The sequence below is a fragment of the Pseudomonas sp. TE3911 genome (genome assembly GCF_054062775.1).
Window position 1 is genome coordinate 5,198,412 of record NZ_JBSSFP010000001.1, and the last position, 15,527, is coordinate 5,213,938.

At 60.8% G+C, this 15,527-nt stretch carries 14 protein-coding genes; 12 read left to right on the plus strand and 2 right to left on the minus strand.

Going from position 1 to position 15,527, the window contains the following annotated elements; translation table 11 throughout:
- Nucleotides 1-42: 42 nt before the first annotated feature.
- Together betT and epsC are read right to left on the minus strand one after the other, a co-directional pair.
- Nucleotides 43-2,004 carry a choline transporter BetT gene (betT, locus tag ACVWXD_RS23490; protein WP_163033287.1) on the minus strand — a complete coding sequence of 654 codons (1,962 nt, stop codon included), beginning with the start codon at nt 2,002-2,004 and terminating at the stop codon, nt 43-45.
- Between the two features lie 402 nt (nt 2,005-2,406).
- Complete coding sequence (gene epsC, locus ACVWXD_RS23495; protein ID WP_095186296.1) at nt 2,407-3,333, minus strand: serine O-acetyltransferase EpsC; 927 nt, start codon at nt 3,331-3,333, stop codon at nt 2,407-2,409.
- A 166-nt stretch (nt 3,334-3,499) separates the two neighbouring features.
- On the opposite strand from epsC, the gene ACVWXD_RS23500 reads away from it, so the two are divergent.
- From ACVWXD_RS23500 to ACVWXD_RS23555, 12 genes are all read left to right on the plus strand, one after another.
- Nucleotides 3,500-4,495, plus strand: a complete 996-nt coding sequence (locus tag ACVWXD_RS23500; protein WP_032884924.1) for a D-cysteine desulfhydrase — start codon at nt 3,500-3,502, stop codon at nt 4,493-4,495.
- 278 nt (nt 4,496-4,773) lie between these two features.
- Nucleotides 4,774-5,568 (plus strand): cystine ABC transporter substrate-binding protein, encoded by a 795-nt coding sequence (gene tcyJ / locus ACVWXD_RS23505; protein ID WP_181644141.1) that lies wholly within the window; start codon nt 4,774-4,776, stop codon nt 5,566-5,568.
- Nucleotides 5,568-6,233, plus strand: a complete 666-nt coding sequence (gene tcyL, locus ACVWXD_RS23510; RefSeq protein ID WP_457371378.1) for a cystine ABC transporter permease — start codon at nt 5,568-5,570, stop codon at nt 6,231-6,233. Before tcyJ ends, tcyL begins: the two co-directional genes overlap by 1 nt.
- Before the next feature lie 3 nt (nt 6,234-6,236).
- Nucleotides 6,237-6,983, plus strand: coding sequence for an L-cystine ABC transporter ATP-binding protein TcyN (gene tcyN, locus ACVWXD_RS23515; protein ID WP_032884920.1), 747 nt, complete (start codon nt 6,237-6,239; stop codon nt 6,981-6,983).
- A 327-nt stretch (nt 6,984-7,310) separates the two neighbouring features.
- The gene (locus ACVWXD_RS23520; protein WP_181644140.1) at nt 7,311-8,087 is read left to right on the plus strand and encodes a hypothetical protein; all 777 of its coding nucleotides are present in this window, start codon (nt 7,311-7,313) and stop codon (nt 8,085-8,087) included.
- 187 nt (nt 8,088-8,274) lie between these two features.
- Nucleotides 8,275-9,516, plus strand: a complete 1,242-nt coding sequence (locus ACVWXD_RS23525; RefSeq protein WP_260368040.1) for an SfnB family sulfur acquisition oxidoreductase — start codon at nt 8,275-8,277, stop codon at nt 9,514-9,516.
- A gap of 26 nt (nt 9,517-9,542) precedes the next feature.
- Nucleotides 9,543-10,736: an SfnB family sulfur acquisition oxidoreductase gene (locus tag ACVWXD_RS23530; protein ID WP_032884916.1), complete on the plus strand. Its 1,194-nt coding sequence runs from the start codon at nt 9,543-9,545 to the stop codon at nt 10,734-10,736.
- On the plus strand, nt 10,736-12,088 hold the full coding sequence (locus tag ACVWXD_RS23535) for an LLM class flavin-dependent oxidoreductase (protein WP_181644138.1): 1,353 nt from the start codon (nt 10,736-10,738) through the stop codon (nt 12,086-12,088). The genes ACVWXD_RS23530 and ACVWXD_RS23535 overlap by 1 nt, the downstream gene beginning before the upstream one ends.
- Nucleotides 12,089-12,232: 144 nt before the next feature.
- Nucleotides 12,233-13,048: a MetQ/NlpA family ABC transporter substrate-binding protein gene (locus ACVWXD_RS23540; RefSeq protein WP_181644137.1), complete on the plus strand. Its 816-nt coding sequence runs from the start codon at nt 12,233-12,235 to the stop codon at nt 13,046-13,048.
- Nucleotides 13,045-14,160, plus strand: coding sequence for a methionine ABC transporter ATP-binding protein (locus tag ACVWXD_RS23545; RefSeq protein ID WP_122682171.1), 1,116 nt, complete (start codon nt 13,045-13,047; stop codon nt 14,158-14,160). The genes ACVWXD_RS23540 and ACVWXD_RS23545 overlap by 4 nt, the downstream gene beginning before the upstream one ends.
- Nucleotides 14,150-14,794, plus strand: a complete 645-nt coding sequence (locus ACVWXD_RS23550; protein ID WP_003187635.1) for a methionine ABC transporter permease — start codon at nt 14,150-14,152, stop codon at nt 14,792-14,794. Before ACVWXD_RS23545 ends, ACVWXD_RS23550 begins: the two co-directional genes overlap by 11 nt.
- Nucleotides 14,795-14,833: 39 nt before the next feature.
- Complete coding sequence (locus ACVWXD_RS23555) at nt 14,834-15,460, plus strand: class I SAM-dependent methyltransferase (RefSeq protein WP_122682173.1); 627 nt, start codon at nt 14,834-14,836, stop codon at nt 15,458-15,460.
- Nucleotides 15,461-15,527: the final 67 nt, after the last annotated feature.

Below are 15,527 nucleotides of genomic sequence, written 5' to 3' on the forward strand. Positions count from 1 at the left end.
AATTTCACGCAAGCCCAACGTCACCGCTGGCCTGCGCAAAACCTAGCGCACCAAGTGCAGGAACTGCAGGTGCCGCTCGTACTGGTCGAGGATGTCGTTGATGATCTGCTCCTTGGTGTAGCCCACCAGGTCGTAGTCCTGGCTGCCCTCGCTCAAGTGCACTTCCGCCCGGTAATAGCGACGGTTATTGATCTCTTTGGAGCCCATGCCGCCACGGGCAAACGACGGCGTGAAGTAGCCGCGCATCTGCACCTGGTAGATGAACGGATGCTCCTCGCCATGGCCGATTTCCAGGCTCACGCTGTCGTTGGATGGATCCGGTTGGGTGACCACCGAAAGTCCCTTCTCGACAAACACCGCCGTCACTTCTTCAATCGCCGGGCGCACCGTCGATTCAAGGAAGCGGTACACCTCATCGCGCGATGGGAAATGCACCGCCTGGCTCAAGCGCTGGCGCCAGCCGCCCTTGCCTTTACGCGAAGCCGAGATCGGCGCCAAGGAATGCAACTGGGCGATCTGCTTTTGCGACTCCAGATAGAAAGCCTTGTGCAGCCCCCACATCATCAGCAACAAAATCAGTGAGAACGGCAGCGAGGTCAGCACCACCGCCGATTTCAGCGAGTCGATACTGCCAGCAAACAGCAACGCACTGGTGACCAGCGCGGTCATCGCACCCCAGAACACCCGCAGCCATTTCGGCCCGTCTTCATCGGCGTTGCCGCCTTTGGACGACAGCGTCGACAAAACTACCGTGCCCGAGTCCGCCGAGGTGACGAAGAACACGAAGCTGATAAACACGGTCACCGCGATAACGGTTTTGCTCCACGGATAGGTTTCCAGCAGCAGGTAGAGGCTCATCGACGGGTCATCGATGGCCGACTGACCGAGCGCGGTCATGCCGTGGTTGAGCACTTGGTCGATGGCGCTGTTGCCGAAGATCGACATCCACGCCAGGGTAAAGCCCAGCGGGATCAGCAGCACGCCGAACACGAATTCGCGGATGGTGCGGCCACGGGAAATCCGCGCGATAAACAGGCCCACGAACGGCGACCATGCGATCCACCAGGCCCAGTAGAACACCGTCCAACCGCCCAGCCAGTCGCTCGGCTTGTCGTAGGCGTAGACGTCGAAACTCTTGGTCGGCAGCGCGCCGAGGTAGTCACCGATGTTCTGGATCAAGGTGTTGAGCAAGTGCTGGGTAGGCCCGGCAAACAACACAAACAGCAGCAGCGCGCAGGCCAGCAGCATGTTGATGTCGGACATCACCCGCACGCCCTTATCGACGCCGGCCACTGCAACAAGGATCGCCGCGCCCATCATCAGGGTGATCAAACCGACCTGAATCCACTGGGTGTGGGCAATGCCAAACAAGTAGTCGAGGCCGGAGTTTAGGTGCAGCACGCCGAAGCCCATGTCGGCGCCAAGACCAAACACCGTGGCAATGATGCCGAAGCCATCCACCGCGTAGCCGATAGGGCCGTTGATGCGCTTACCGATCAGCGGGTACAGCGCCGAACGCAACGCCAGTGGCAGGTTATGCCGGTAGGCGAAATACGCCAGCGCCATGCCGACAAACGCAAACACACCCCAACCGTGCAGGCCCCAGTGCAGAAACAGAATCTGCATGGCTTGGCGCGCGGCATCGGCGTTCATCGGCGCGCCTTGGGGCGGCTGCACCAAGTGCGTCAGCGGCTCGGAGACGCAGAAGAAGAACAGCGTGATGCTGATCCCTGCGGCGAACAGCATGCCGGCCCAGGACAGATAACTGAATTCGGGCTCGTCGTGGTCGGCACCGAGTTTTATCTTGCCGTAGCCCGATAGCGCGGTGACCACCACGAAGACCAGATACAGGGTCATCGCCAGCATGTAGTACCAGCCGACCGTATTGGCCGCCCAGTTTTGCGCTGCCAGCAACCAGGCACCGGCCTGTTGCGGGATAGCGATGACAGTGATGCCGAACAGCAGGATGAAGGTCGCGGCGAAGTAGAAAACCGGCGCATTCATGCGCACTTGGCCGCTGGCTGGGGTGGACGATGCACTCATGAGCGATGCACCCCGAGGTTGGAGCATGTGGCTGTAAATAACGGACTCAGCAAAGGTAAGCCTCCTGTTGTGAGCGGGCAGCGAACCACCGGGTTTAACTTGAACGAACATTCAAGTTAAACATGGATAGGCGGTTTTGGACTAATCGCAGGGCTGAGTGGTCGGTTATTCCTACACTAGCTCAAGGATTGGTATGACGGGTGCGAGAGGCAAATCGTTCAGCGATTGCGGGGTAAATCTGGAGTGAGGCTAACAATGTGGGAGGGGGCTTGCTCCCGATGGCGGCATATCAGTCAATGAATGTACCAACTGACACGCGCTATCGGGAGCAAGCCCCCTCCCACAGGGGATCTGCGTAAGGTTTTACTTCTGCGCCCCGTCATCATGCTGCAGATTCGCCTGAGTAATGTTCGCCTCAGCCGGCACACTGCGCGTCAGCCACACATTACCGCCAATGGTCGAGCCCTTGCCGATGGTGATCCGCCCGAGGATCGTCGCCCCGGCGTAGATCACCACATCATCCTCGACGATCGGGTGACGCGGATGGCCTTTCTGCAACTGCCCATCTTCATCTGCCGGGAAGCGCTTGGCGCCCAACGTCACGGCCTGGTAGATGCGCACCCGCTCGCCGATGATCGCGGTTTCACCAATGACCACACCGGTCCCATGGTCGATAAAGAAGCTCGGGCCGATCTGCGCGCCGGGGTGGATGTCGATGCCGGTGGCCGAGTGGGCGATTTCCGCAATGATCCGCGCCAGCAGCGGCAAGCCGGCGCGGTACAAGTGGTGGGCCAGACGGTGGTGAATCACCGCCAGGATCCCCGGATAGCACAGCAACACTTCATCCACACTGCGCGCGGCCGGGTCGCCGTGGTAAGCGGCGAGTACGTCGGTGTCCAGCAGGCTTCGCAGAGACGGCAAGGCCAGGGCAAAACCCTGGATCAGGCGGATGGCGTGGGCATCGATCTGGCTGTCATCCTGCCCGCCCTGTCGCGCGGCATAACGCAGCTCAAGACGCGCCTGAGCGAGCAACGCATTGAGCGCGACGTCGAGGGTATGACCGACGTAAAAATCTTCACTTTCTTCACGCAAATCCGCCGGCCCCAAGCGCATCGGGAACAGCGCGCCGCACAGCGCTTCGAGGATTTGTGCAACGGCTTCTCGGGACGGCAATTCGCGTCCGCCATGCTCGCCGCTCAAGCGGCCATTGCGCGTTCGCCACTGGTCCCGGGCGCCGCGCAACTGGCTGACAATGGTCTGCAATTGCCAATGACTGGAACGCTCACTCACAGTATTTACTCCTGACGTAATGGCCATCACTTTACGGTATGCACCCTGGCCGCCATTAAGAACCAATGGTGTGATGCTAAGAACCATCGGGCATAAGCGATTGACGGTTGCCCGATGAAAAGTGCCTGCCTATAGTCGCTTCATCCCTTAGCCACCGTGCGTAGCCATGATCAAGCAACAGCTCGACCGTTTTAACCGCCTGGACCTGCTCGGCGGTGCCACCGCCCTGGAAAAACTCGAACGGTTGTCGACCTGGTTGGGACGGGACATCTACGTCAAGCGCGACGACACCACGCCACTGGCGATGGGCGGCAACAAACTGCGCAAACTCGAATATCTGGCCGCCGACGCCATCGCTCAGGGAGCCGACACCCTGGTGACCGCCGGTGCCATCCAGTCCAACCACGTACGCCAGACTGCCGCCCTTGCCGCCAAGCTCGGCCTAGGCTGCGTGGCCCTGCTGGAAAACCCCACCGGTACCGAAGACCCCAACTACCTGGGCAACGGCAATCGCCTGCTGCTGGAGCTGTTCGACGCCAAGGTGGAATTGGTGGAAAACCTCGATAACGTCGACGACCAACTCAACGCCCTCGCCGACCGCCTGCGCAGCAACGGCAAGAAGCCGTACCTGGTGCCCATCGGCGGCTCCAATGCCCTCGGCGCCTTAGGTTATGTGCGCGCCGGGCTGGAACTGGCCGCGCAGATCGAAGACAGCGGCATCGAATTCGCCGCCGTGGTACTGGCGTCCGGCAGTGCCGGCACCCACAGCGGCCTGGCCTTGGCGTTGAGTGAAGTACTGCCGAACTTACCGGTAGTCGGCGTCACCGTATCGCGCACCGACGAAGCCCAGCGCCCCAAAGTCCAGGGCCTGGCCGAACGCACTGCCGAGTTGCTCGGCGTGGATATCCCCGAAGCCTTCAAGGTGATCCTGTGGGACGAATACTTCGGCCCACGTTATGGCGAACCGAACGCCGGGACCCTTTCGGCGGTCAAGCTATTGGCGAGCCAGGAAGGCCTGCTGCTGGACCCGGTCTACACTGGCAAGGCCATGGCCGGCTTGCTGGACGGTATCGGGCGCCAGCGCTTTGAAGATGGCCCGATTATTTTCCTGCATACCGGTGGGGCACCGGCGTTGTTTGCCTATGACTCGGTTTTCAACTGAATAAACGCGGGCTAAATGTGGAAGGGGGCCTGCCCCCGATAGCGGAGTGTCAGCCAGCTCATCTGTTACTGATACACCGCTATCGGGGGCAAGCCCCTTACCACATTAGACTCAACGCATATTCATAAAAAGAATATCAATTGAGTTTTATATTATTTTCAAGTCTTAAAACCGGGCTTTATCATCGCGCCGAAGGCGAAGACGCGCTTCGCGCTTTAAGGCAGGATACGACTACCGCGTCACCTGCTTCGCTCAACATAAAAACACAGGGGCTCTTCATGACTATTTCCGCATTCCGTCGCACTTTGCTGGTCGGTACTTTGGGTTTGGCTCTCGGTGCCAGCCTGCTGGGCCAGGCCGTTGCCGGCGAGCAACTGGGCAACATCAAAAAGGTCGGCGAGATCAAAATCGGCCTGGAAGGCACCTATCCGCCGTTCAGCTTCGTCGATGAAAGCGGCAAGCTCAGCGGTTTCGAAGTCGAGCTGTCCGAAGCGCTGGCCAAGGAGCTGGGCGTCAAGGTCAAGCTGCAGGCCACGCCATGGGATGGCATCCTCGCCGCCCTGGAATCCAAGCGCCTGGACGCAGTGGTCAACCAAGTGACCATCTCTGAAGAGCGCAAGAAGAAGTACGATTTCTCCACGCCTTACACCGTTTCCGGTATCCAGGCGCTGGTGCTGAAGAAGAACGTTGACACCATCAAGACCGCCGACGACCTGGCCGGCAAAAAAGTTGGTGTGGGCCTGGGCACCAACTACGAGCAATGGCTCAAGGACAACCAACCCAAAGCCATCATCAAGACCTATAACGATGATCCGACCAAGTTCCAGGACCTGCGCATCGGCCGTATCGACGCGATTCTGATCGACCGCCTGGCCGCCCTGGAATACGCCAAGAAAGCCCCGGACACCGCCGCTGCAGGCGATGCCTTCTCCCGCCAGGAAGCCGGTATCGCGCTGCGCAAAGGCGAGCCTGAATTGCTGGAAGCGGTGAACAAGGCCCTCGACAAGCTGCGCGCCGATGGCACCTTGAAGAAGCTGTCCGAGAAGTACTTCAACGCTGACGTCACTCAATAATGGAAGCAGGTTTCCAACTCGCGCTGGACTCCGCGCCCTTTCTGCTCAAGGGTGCGTATTACACGGTGATTCTCAGCCTTGGCGGCATGTTCTTCGGCTTGCTGCTGGGCTTCAGCCTGGCCTTGATGCGTCTGTCGCGCTTCAAGCTGCTGAGCTGGACTGCCCGTGTCTATGTCTCGTTCTTTCGCGGCACGCCCTTGCTGGTACAGCTGTTTTTGATCTACTACGGCTTGCCGCAAGTGGGCATCGAGCTGGATCCGATCCCGGCAGCCATGATCGGCTTTTCGCTGAACATGGCCGCCTACGCGTGTGAAATCCTGCGGGCCGCCATCGCGTCTATCGAGCGTGGCCAGTGGGAGGCCGCTGCCAGTATCGGCATGACCCGCGCGCAGACCCTGCGCCGGGCCATCCTGCCGCAGGCGATGCGCACCGCGCTGCCGCCGCTGGGCAACAGCTTTATTTCGCTGGTCAAGGACACGGCGCTGGCCGCCACCATTCAGGTGCCGGAGCTGTTTCGCCAGGCGCAACTGGTGTCGGCGCGTACCTTCGAAATTTTCACCATGTATCTGTCCGCCGCTCTGATCTACTGGGTACTGGCGAGCATCCTGGCGCATTTTCAAAATCGTCTGGAAGACCGGGTCAACCGGCATGACCTGGAGTCTTGAAGCATGATCGTGGTTGAAAAACTGACCAAACAATTCAACGGTCAGGTGGTGCTCAACGGCATCGACCTTGAGGTCAAGGAAGGCGAAGTTGTCGCCATCATCGGCCCCAGCGGTTCCGGCAAGACCACCTTCCTGCGCTGCCTGAATTTCCTTGAAGAACCCACCAGCGGCCGCATCAAGGTGGGCGATATCCAGATCGACGGCAGCAAACCGCTCAACCAGCAACAGAACCTGGTGCGACGCCTGCGCCAACACGTGGGTTTTGTGTTCCAGAACTTCAACTTGTTCCCCCATCGCACTGCGCTGGAAAACGTCATCGAAGGCCCCACCGTGGTCAAGAAGATGCCGCGCGAAGACGCTATTGCCCTGGGGCGCAAGCTCCTGGCCAGGGTCGGCCTGGCGGGCAAGGAAGACGCCTACCCACGGCGTCTGTCCGGTGGTCAGCAACAGCGCGTGGCGATTGCCCGTGCATTGGCCATGGAGCCGGAGGTGATTCTGTTCGACGAACCCACCTCGGCACTCGATCCGGAACTGGTGGGTGAAGTGCTGGCGACCATCCGCAGCCTGGCTGAGGAGAATCGCACCATGGTCATCGTCACCCACGAAATGAGCTTTGCCCGAGACGTTGCCAACCGGGTGATCTTTTTCGACAAGGGCGTGATCGTGGAACAGGGCGAAGCCAAGGCATTGTTTGCCAACCCCAAGGAAGAACGCACGCGGCAGTTTTTGAGCAAATTCCTCGCGCATTAACTGCACCCTACGATTGAGCATTTGTGGCGAGGGAGCTTGTTCCCTCGCCACCATTAGTATTCCTACAAGAAGTCCTCGCCCACAGCTGTAAAACACGCTCGCTATTGCGCCTTAAAATCCCCCGCCCAGTCAGACCCGTCTGAATATCACCGAACCCGCCGTTTAGCCTTTTGCCGCCATTGACGCCCCTTGGCCAACCCTCTTATCTAAGGCCCAGAGGATTGGATCCTATCCCGGCTATTCACTGAATCGTTCCTTTCAGCCCCGCTGCGCACCTGCGCCTAAGGGTCGGAACGATTGCTGCTGGCTGCATCAAGGAGATTACTTATGACGTGCACTGCAACCCCGGCCCTGCTCACCGCCCCGACGTTGCCACAGGCCCTTCGAAACGGCATCAATGCCCTGGCAGCCGCACAGCTGCTGGTCGATATCGCACCCTACCCTGGCATGGATGACGGCGATCTGATCGAGCTGTTCTGGAACAACTGTTTTGCGGCCTCACGGCGGGTGACTGCCTGCGAAGTCGGCATGCCTACCCGACTGCGTGTTCCGGAAAGTTTTGTGCAGGAGGGTGTCGCTCAGGTTCATTACCAAATCATGCAGGTCGGCCGCGCCCCAGCACGTTCGGCCATGACGCACCTGCGTGTGAAAACCAACTCCCCCGGAGGCCTGCCCTGCGCCCTCTACAGCGGTGAAAACCAGAACCTTGCCCCGGTGGGTCTGCCGGACACCATTCGCCGCTACGGCGTGAATGCCAGCCAGGTGCGGCGGGGGATTCCGCTGACCATCGAGCCCTACCTGAACATGACCACCGGCGATGCCATCACCCTGCGTTGGGGCGACGCACGCATGGACCTGCCGAAGATACAGGCCAAGGCCGTCGGCCAGGCGGTGCAGGTTTGGGTGCCGCCGACGTTGATAGTCGAGGCCGGCGACGACAGCCGGTTGGAGGTGACTTACTGCATTCTGGACCGGGTCGGCAACAATTCGCGCTGGGCGCCAGCCCGGACGCTACGTATTGCCGCCAGCGCGATCACCCGTCCGACCGGCACCGCGCCGGTCTATCAGCCACGCCCTCTGGGCTCACCCTGTGAACCCGGTTGATCGCCCTTCTATGCATATTCCCAAAAGTTAGTTTATTTAAATATTTAACAAGCTTAGGGTATATGCACCGGACCACCGGACATCTTTGATTTTTCTGTTTTCATTTCATTGAATGCGAGGTCGGTATGGTCAGAATTACCCCGGTGCACAACGCCAGGGCATTACGTGCAGCCAAGGAGCGGCGCTGATGTCTAACTTGGCTCTAACACCCCCCCAACGTGATCTGGACGTAGCACCGCTGCTGTTGCCGGCCGCCGTGCTGCGCAACGACGCCGAGGCGCTGAACGCCGCCCATGAGCTGGCCGAGGCCGCGCGCCTGCAAGCCGCCACGCGCGATCAGCAACGCAAGCTGCCATGGGCACAGATCGAACAGTTCACCCGCAGCGGGCTGGGCAGTATTTCCATTCCCCGCGAGTACGGCGGCCCGCAAGTGTCATTCGTGACGCTGGCCGACGTGTTCGCAATCATCAGCGCGGCAGACCCGGCCCTCGGGCAGATCCCGCAGAACCATTTCGGCATCCTGCACCTGTTGCAGGGCGCTGCCACCGAACGCCAGAAAAAGCAGTTGTTCCAGAGCGTGCTCGACGGCTGGCGCATCGGCAACGGCGGCCCGGAACGGGGCACCAAAAACACTCTGGAACTCAAGGCGCGCATCACCGCCAAGGGCGACGGTTACGTGATCAGCGGCCAGAAGTTCTACTCCACCGGTGCGCTGTTTGCCCACTGGGTAGCGATCAAGGCGCTGAACGATGACGGCAAGCAGGTCATGGCGTTCGTGCGCCGTGGCACCGAAGGGTTGCGCATCGTCGATGACTGGTCAGGCTTCGGCCAACGCACCACCGCCAGCGGTACGGTGCTGCTCGACCAGGCGCCGGTCGACGCCGACCTGGTGGTCGACAACTGGCGCATCGGCGACAGCCCGAACATCCAGGGCGCCGTCTCGCAATTGATCCAGGCCGCGATCGACGCCGGCATCGCCCGCGGCGCTCTGGATGACACCATCAGCTTTGTTCGCGAGCGCTCACGGCCCTGGATCGACGCCAAGGTCGAACGCGCCAGCGATGACCTGTATGTAATCGCCGATATCGGCAAGCTGAAAATCGAGCTGCACGCCGCCGAAGCGCTCTTGCGCAAGGCCGGCCAAGTGCTGGATCAGGTCAGTGCCGCGCCGATTACCGCGCAGTCCGCTGCACGCGCCTCAATCGCCGTGGCCGAGGCCAAAGTGTTGACCACTGAAGTGTCGTTGCTGGTCAGCGAGAAGCTCTTTGAACTGGCCGGCAGTCGCGCCACCCTCGCTGAGTTCAACCTCGACCGGCATTGGCGCAACGCGCGCGTACACACGCTGCACGACCCCGTGCGCTGGAAGTACCACGCGGTGGGCACCTATCGCTTAAACGGCACCCTGCCTGCTCGCCACTCCTGGATTTAACCGACCAGACCTCTGGAGAAATACGCATGACCCTTTCTCATCACGTCGCGGTTATCACCAGCGATGAACAAGCCCTTGTTGTCGCCAGCGACCTGGCCGAAGACTTCCGCCGCGACAGCGCCCAGCGCGACCGCGAACGCCGCCTGCCGCTGCCCGAGTTGGACGTGTTTTCCCGCTCCGGCCTGTGGGGCATCAGCGTGCCGAAGGCATACGGCGGTGCAGGCGTGTCCAACGTCACCCTGGCGAAGGTCATCGCCTTGATCGCCCAGGCCGACGCCTCCCTGGGCCAGATTCCGCAAAACCATTTCTATGCCCTGGAAGTGCTGCGCGTGAACGGCAGCCCCGCGCAGCAACAACGCCTGTACGCCGAAGTACTCGCCGGCCAGCGCTTCGGCAATGCCCTTGCAGAACTGGGCACCAAGACCGCTCACGATCGCGTCACGAGCATCACCCGCGACGGCGACGGTTTTCGCATCACGGGCCGCAAGTTCTACTCAACCGGTGCGATCTACGCGCAACGCATCCCGACCTCCGTGGTGGATGAGCACGGCGTGCAGCAGTTGGCGTTTGTACCGCGCGACAGCGAAGGCCTGAGCGTGATTGACGACTGGAGCGGCTTTGGCCAGCGCACCACCGGCAGCGGCTCGGTGGTGTTCGATAACGTCTGGGTCGCTGCCCACGACGTGGTCCCTTTCCAAAGCGCCTTTGAACGCCCGACTACCGTCGGCCCGCTCGCGCAGATTCTTCATGCTGCCATCGACACCGGCATCGCCCGCGCCGCCTTTGAGGATGCGCTGCACTTTGTGCGCACCAAGACTCGCCCATGGATCGATTCCGGCAACGACAAGGCCACTGAAGACCCGTTGACCCTGAAGAGCTTCGGCCACTTGAGCATCCGTCTGCACGCCGCAGAGGCATTGCTGGAACGCTCAGGTGAATTCCTCGACCGCGCCCAGGCCGACAGCAATGCCGAGACCGTTGCGGCTGCCTCGATTGCCGTAGCCGAAGTACGCGCCTTGAGCACCGAAATCTCCCTGGCCGCCGGCAGCACCTTATTCGAACTCGCCGGCAGCCAGGCGACCCTTGCCGAGCACGGCCTCGACCGCCACTGGCGCAACGCACGGGTGCACACCCTGCACGACCCGGTGCGCTGGAAGTACCACGCGGTAGGCAATTACTACCTCAATGCTGAAAACCCGCCACTGCGGGGGACCATTTGATGGCGAAGAAAAAGATCCTGCTCAATGCCTTCAACATGAACTGCATCGGGCACATCAACCACGGCCTGTGGACCCACCCACGGGATACGTCCACCCAGTACAAGACCATCGAGTACTGGACTGAGTTGGCGCAAACCCTGGAGCGTGGGCTGTTCGATGGCTTGTTTATCGCCGATATCGTCGGCGTGTACGACGTCTATCAAAACTCCATCGACGTGCCGCTCAAGGAGTCGATCCAACTGCCGGTCAACGACCCGTTGCTGCTGGTCTCGGCCATGGCTGCGGTCACCAGGAATCTAGGCTTCGGCCTGACCGCCAACCTCACGTATGAGCCGCCGTATCTGTTCGCCCGACGCATGTCCACGCTTGATCACCTGAGCCGTGGCCGGGTGGGCTGGAACATCGTCACCGGCTACCTCGACAGCGCCGCCAAAGCCATGGGCCTTAGCGAGCAGGTCGAGCATGACCGGCGCTACGACCAGGCCGATGAGTACCTGGAGGTGCTGTACAAACTTTGGGAAGGCAGTTGGGAGGACGACGCGGTGCTCAACGATCCGCAAGCGCGGGTCTACGCGCAGCCGGGCAAGGTGCACAAGGTCGAGCACCATGGCGAGTTTTATCAGGTGGAGGGTTATCACCTGTGTGAACCGTCGCCGCAACGTACGCCGGTGCTGTTCCAGGCCGGCAGCTCGGACCGTGGCTTGCTGTTCGCCGGACGCCATGCCGAGTGCGTGTTTATCAGCGGGCAGAACAAAGCGTCGACCAAGGTCCAGGTGGACAAGGTGCGCGCCAGTGCAGTCGACGCCGGGCGGAATCCGGATGACATCAAGGTGTTCATGGGCCTCAACGTAATCGTCGGCGCCACCGAAGAACAGGCCTGGGCCAAGCATGCCGAGTACCTGAGCTATGCCAGCGCGGAGGCCGGCGTGGCGCACTTCTCGGCGTCCACCGCGATTGATTTTTCCCAGTACGAAATCGACGAACCGATCCAGTACGTGAAGAGCAACGCAATCCAGTCGGCCACCAAGAACCTGCAAAACAACGACTGGACCCGGCGCAAATTGCTGGAGCAGCACGCCCTCGGCGGACGCTATATCACCTTGGTCGGCTCGCCCGAACAAGTCGCTGACGAGCTGGAATCGTGGATCAGCGAAACCGGGTTGGATGGCTTCAACCTGACGCGGATTGTGACGCCGGAAAGCTATGTGGACTTTATCGACCTGGTGGTGCCGGTGCTGCAGAAGCGGGGGTCGTACAAGACCGAATATGAGAACGGCACGCTACGGGAAAAAGTCTTCCACGGCAGTGCTCGCCTACCTGAACAACACACCGGCTCGACCTACCGCCACTGAACAAAAATGTGGGAGGGGGCTTGCTCCCGATAGCGGTGTATCAGTCACCGGATTGGTTTGCTGACACTCCGCTATCGGGAGCAAGCCCCCTCCCACATTGGATCTGCATTGTTTGTCCTAATACCTTATGACTGGAAACCCACTATGAAAAAGACATTCCTCAATAACCCAGTCAAAGCACTGGCCCTGGCCTTCGGGTTGTTCAGCTCGGCGGTGTTCGCCGCCGATGCACCGTTGAAAATCGGCACCACCGCGGCCTTCGCGATTCCCCTGGAAGCCGCAGTCGCCGAAGCCGGCAAGCAAGGCTTGAAAGTCGAGCTGGTGGAGTTCACCGACTGGATCGCGCCCAACGTCAGCCTGGCCGCCGGCGATATTGACGTGAACTACTTCCAGCACATCCCCTTCCTGGAAAACGCCAAGGCCGCCGCCGGTTTTGACCTGGTGCCTTACGCGCCGGGCATCATCAACAACGTCGGGCTGTATTCGAAAAAGTACAAAAGCTTCGACGAGCTGCCCGAAGGCGCCAGCGTGGCCATCGCCAACGACCCGATCAACAGCGGTCGCGGCCTGCAACTGCTGGCCAAGGCCGGCTTGATCACCCTCAAGCCGGGTGTGGGCTACAAGGCCACCGAAGAAGACATCGTCGCAAACCCAAAGAAAATCAAAATCCTGCAAGTCGAGGCCGTGCAGCTGGTACGTGCCTATGACGATGCAGACCTGGTGCAGGGCTACCCGGCGTATATCCGCCTGTCCAAGACTTTCGACGCGGAATCGGCGCTGCTGTTCGACGGCCTCGACCACCCGGAATACGTGATCCAGTTCGTGATCCAACCGAAGAGCAAAACCGACCCGCGTGTGATCAAGTTCGTCGACATCTACCAGCACTCGCCGGTGGTGCGCGCTGCGTTGGATAAATCCCTTGGCAAGCTTTACCAAGTGGGTTGGGAAGATAAAAAATGACCGCCGCCCACTCTCAACTGCGCGACCTGGGCACACCGCCCAGGGACGCCGAGCAGACTGAACTGCATCCAGACCTGAACCGCGCGCACGTGCGCTTTATCAACCTGGGCAAGACCTACGACGGCACGGTGCATGCCCTGCAAGGCATCGACCTGGCGATCCAGCGCGGTGAGGTGTTCGGCATCATTGGCCGCAGCGGTGCCGGTAAATCCTCGCTGATCCGCACCATCAACCGGCTGGAGCAACCGAGCAGCGGGCGCGTGCTGATCGATCAGGTGGACATCGGCGACTTCGACGAAGACCATCTGGTAGCGCTGCGTCGGCGCATCGGCATGATCTTCCAGCACTTCAACCTGATGTCGGCCAAGACCGTGTGGCAGAACGTCGAATTGCCGCTGAAAGTCGCCGGCGTGCCCAAGCTCCAGCGTGAGCAAAAGGTGCGTGAGCTGCTGGAATTAGTGGGTTTGCAGGACAAGCACAAGGCCTACCCGGCGCAGCTTTCCGGTGGGCAGAAACAGCGCGTGGGCATCGCCCGTTCGCTGGTGCACGACCCGCAGATCCTGCTGTGCGACGAAGCCACCTCGGCGCTGGACCCGGAGACCACCCAATCGATCCTAGGCCTGTTGCGCGAGATCAACCGACGCCTGGGCCTGACCATCGTCTTGATCACCCATGAGATGGCGGTGATCCGCGACATCTGCGACCGCGTGGTGGTGCTGGAACACGGGCGCATCGTCGAGCAAGGCCCGGTGTGGCAAGTGTTTGGCAACCCGCAGCACGAGGTCAGCAAGACCCTGCTGGCGCCGCTGCAACATGGGCTGCCGGAAGAACTGCAAAGCCGGTTGCAGCACTCGCCGTCATCAGCGGACGCTGCAGTGGTGTTGCGCTTGCAGCTCACCGGCAGTGCCAGCGATGAACCGGACCTGGCCGCGCTGTTCAGCGCTCTCGGCGGGCGCGTGCGCTTGCTGCAAGGCGGTGTGGAACGCATCCAGGGCCATGCCTTGGGGCAATTGCTGCTGGCAGTGAATGGCTCACCCCACAGCGCCGAAGAACTGCGCAACCGCGCCGCGAATTGGGCACAACAGGCGGAGGTGCTGGGCTATGTGGTTTGATCGTTTAGTACAGGGCGCCATCGACACCTTGTTGATGGTCGGCGTGTCGTCGCTGATTGCGTTGCTGGTGGGGATTCCACTGGCGGTGTTTCTGGTGACCAGCGACAAGGGCGGCATCTACCAGGCGCCGGCGCTGAACCGGGTGCTGGGGGCCTTCGTCAATCTGTTCCGCTCGATTCCTTTTTTGATTTTGATGGTGGCTTTGATCCCGTTCACCCGGCTGATCGTTGGCACCACCTACGGTGTGTGGGCGGCAGTTGTACCGCTGACAATCGCCGCGACACCGTTCTTCGCGCGGATCGCCGAAGTGAGTTTGCGCGAGGTCGACCACGGGCTGATCGAAGCCGCACAAGCCATGGGCTGCCGTCGTTGGCACATCATCTGGCATGTGCTGTTGCCCGAAGCGCTGCCGGGAATTGTCGGCGGATTTACGATTACGCTGGTGACCATGATCAACTCGTCGGCCATGGCCGGCGCGATTGGTGCCGGCGGCTTGGGCGACATTGCGTACCGCTACGGCTATCAGCGTTTTGACACGCAGATCATGCTGACCGTGATTGTGCTGCTGGTGGTGCTGGTGGCGGTGATTCAACTGAGCGGCGATCGCTTGGCGCGGGTGCTGAACAAGAGGTGAGGTATAGTCGGGCCCTCTCAGCGCCCGGTATTCACCGTCATGACCCTCAAGCCCGACGATCTCAACCAGATCACGTCCACCACCCTCGGCCACTACAACACAGTGGCCGAGGACTTCCGTGAAGGCACTCGCGATCACGATGTAAGCCAGAATATCGACGCACTGCTGCGGCATATCCAAGGTGCTGCGCCGTTCACCGTGCTGGATTTCGGTTGCGGGCCGGGACGGGATTTGCAGACGTTTACGCGAATGGGCCATATCGCCGTCGGCCTGGACGGCTCGGAGCGCTTTGCGCAGATGGCGCGCGAAGACAGCGGCTGCGAGGTGTTGCAGCAGGATTTCCTCAAGCTGGACTTACCCGCTGAACGCTTCGATGGGATCTTTGCCAATGCGGTGCTGTTTCATATCCCCAAGCAGGAACTGCCACGTGTGCTCAAGCAACTGCATGGGGCGCTGAAGCCTGGGGGTGTGCTGTTCAGCTCCAACCCGCGGGGTGAGAACCAGGAAGGCTGGAATGGGCCGCGCTATGGGGCTTATCACGACCTGGAGGCGTGGCAAACACTGCTCACCACCGCCGGGTTTGTGGAGCTGGAGCATTACTACCGGCCGGCGGGGTTGCCGCGTGAGCAGCAGCCTTGGCTGGCCAGTGTCTGGCGCAGACCTTAGAGGCAACGCACTTCAAATGTGGGAGGGGGCTTGCCCCCGATAGCAGTGGATCAGTTGGAGCATCTTT

Coding starts and splice junctions, on each gene's coding strand:
- betT (WP_163033287.1), bottom strand. CDS start 2,004: ATGAATGCGCCGGTTTTCTACTTCGCCGCGACCTTCATCCTGCTGTTC.
- ACVWXD_RS23500 (WP_032884924.1), top strand. CDS start 3,500: ATGATCAAGCAACAGCTCGACCGTTTTAACCGCCTGGACCTGCTCGGC.
- tcyJ (WP_181644141.1), top strand. CDS start 4,774: ATGACTATTTCCGCATTCCGTCGCACTTTGCTGGTCGGTACTTTGGGT.
- tcyL (WP_457371378.1), top strand. CDS start 5,568: ATGGAAGCAGGTTTCCAACTCGCGCTGGACTCCGCGCCCTTTCTGCTC.
- tcyN (WP_032884920.1), top strand. CDS start 6,237: ATGATCGTGGTTGAAAAACTGACCAAACAATTCAACGGTCAGGTGGTG.
- ACVWXD_RS23520 (WP_181644140.1), top strand. CDS start 7,311: ATGACGTGCACTGCAACCCCGGCCCTGCTCACCGCCCCGACGTTGCCA.
- ACVWXD_RS23525 (WP_260368040.1), top strand. CDS start 8,275: ATGTCTAACTTGGCTCTAACACCCCCCCAACGTGATCTGGACGTAGCA.
- ACVWXD_RS23530 (WP_032884916.1), top strand. CDS start 9,543: ATGACCCTTTCTCATCACGTCGCGGTTATCACCAGCGATGAACAAGCC.
- ACVWXD_RS23535 (WP_181644138.1), top strand. CDS start 10,736: ATGGCGAAGAAAAAGATCCTGCTCAATGCCTTCAACATGAACTGCATC.
- ACVWXD_RS23540 (WP_181644137.1), top strand. CDS start 12,233: ATGAAAAAGACATTCCTCAATAACCCAGTCAAAGCACTGGCCCTGGCC.
- ACVWXD_RS23545 (WP_122682171.1), top strand. CDS start 13,045: ATGACCGCCGCCCACTCTCAACTGCGCGACCTGGGCACACCGCCCAGG.
- ACVWXD_RS23550 (WP_003187635.1), top strand. CDS start 14,150: ATGTGGTTTGATCGTTTAGTACAGGGCGCCATCGACACCTTGTTGATG.
- ACVWXD_RS23555 (WP_122682173.1), top strand. CDS start 14,834: ATGACCCTCAAGCCCGACGATCTCAACCAGATCACGTCCACCACCCTC.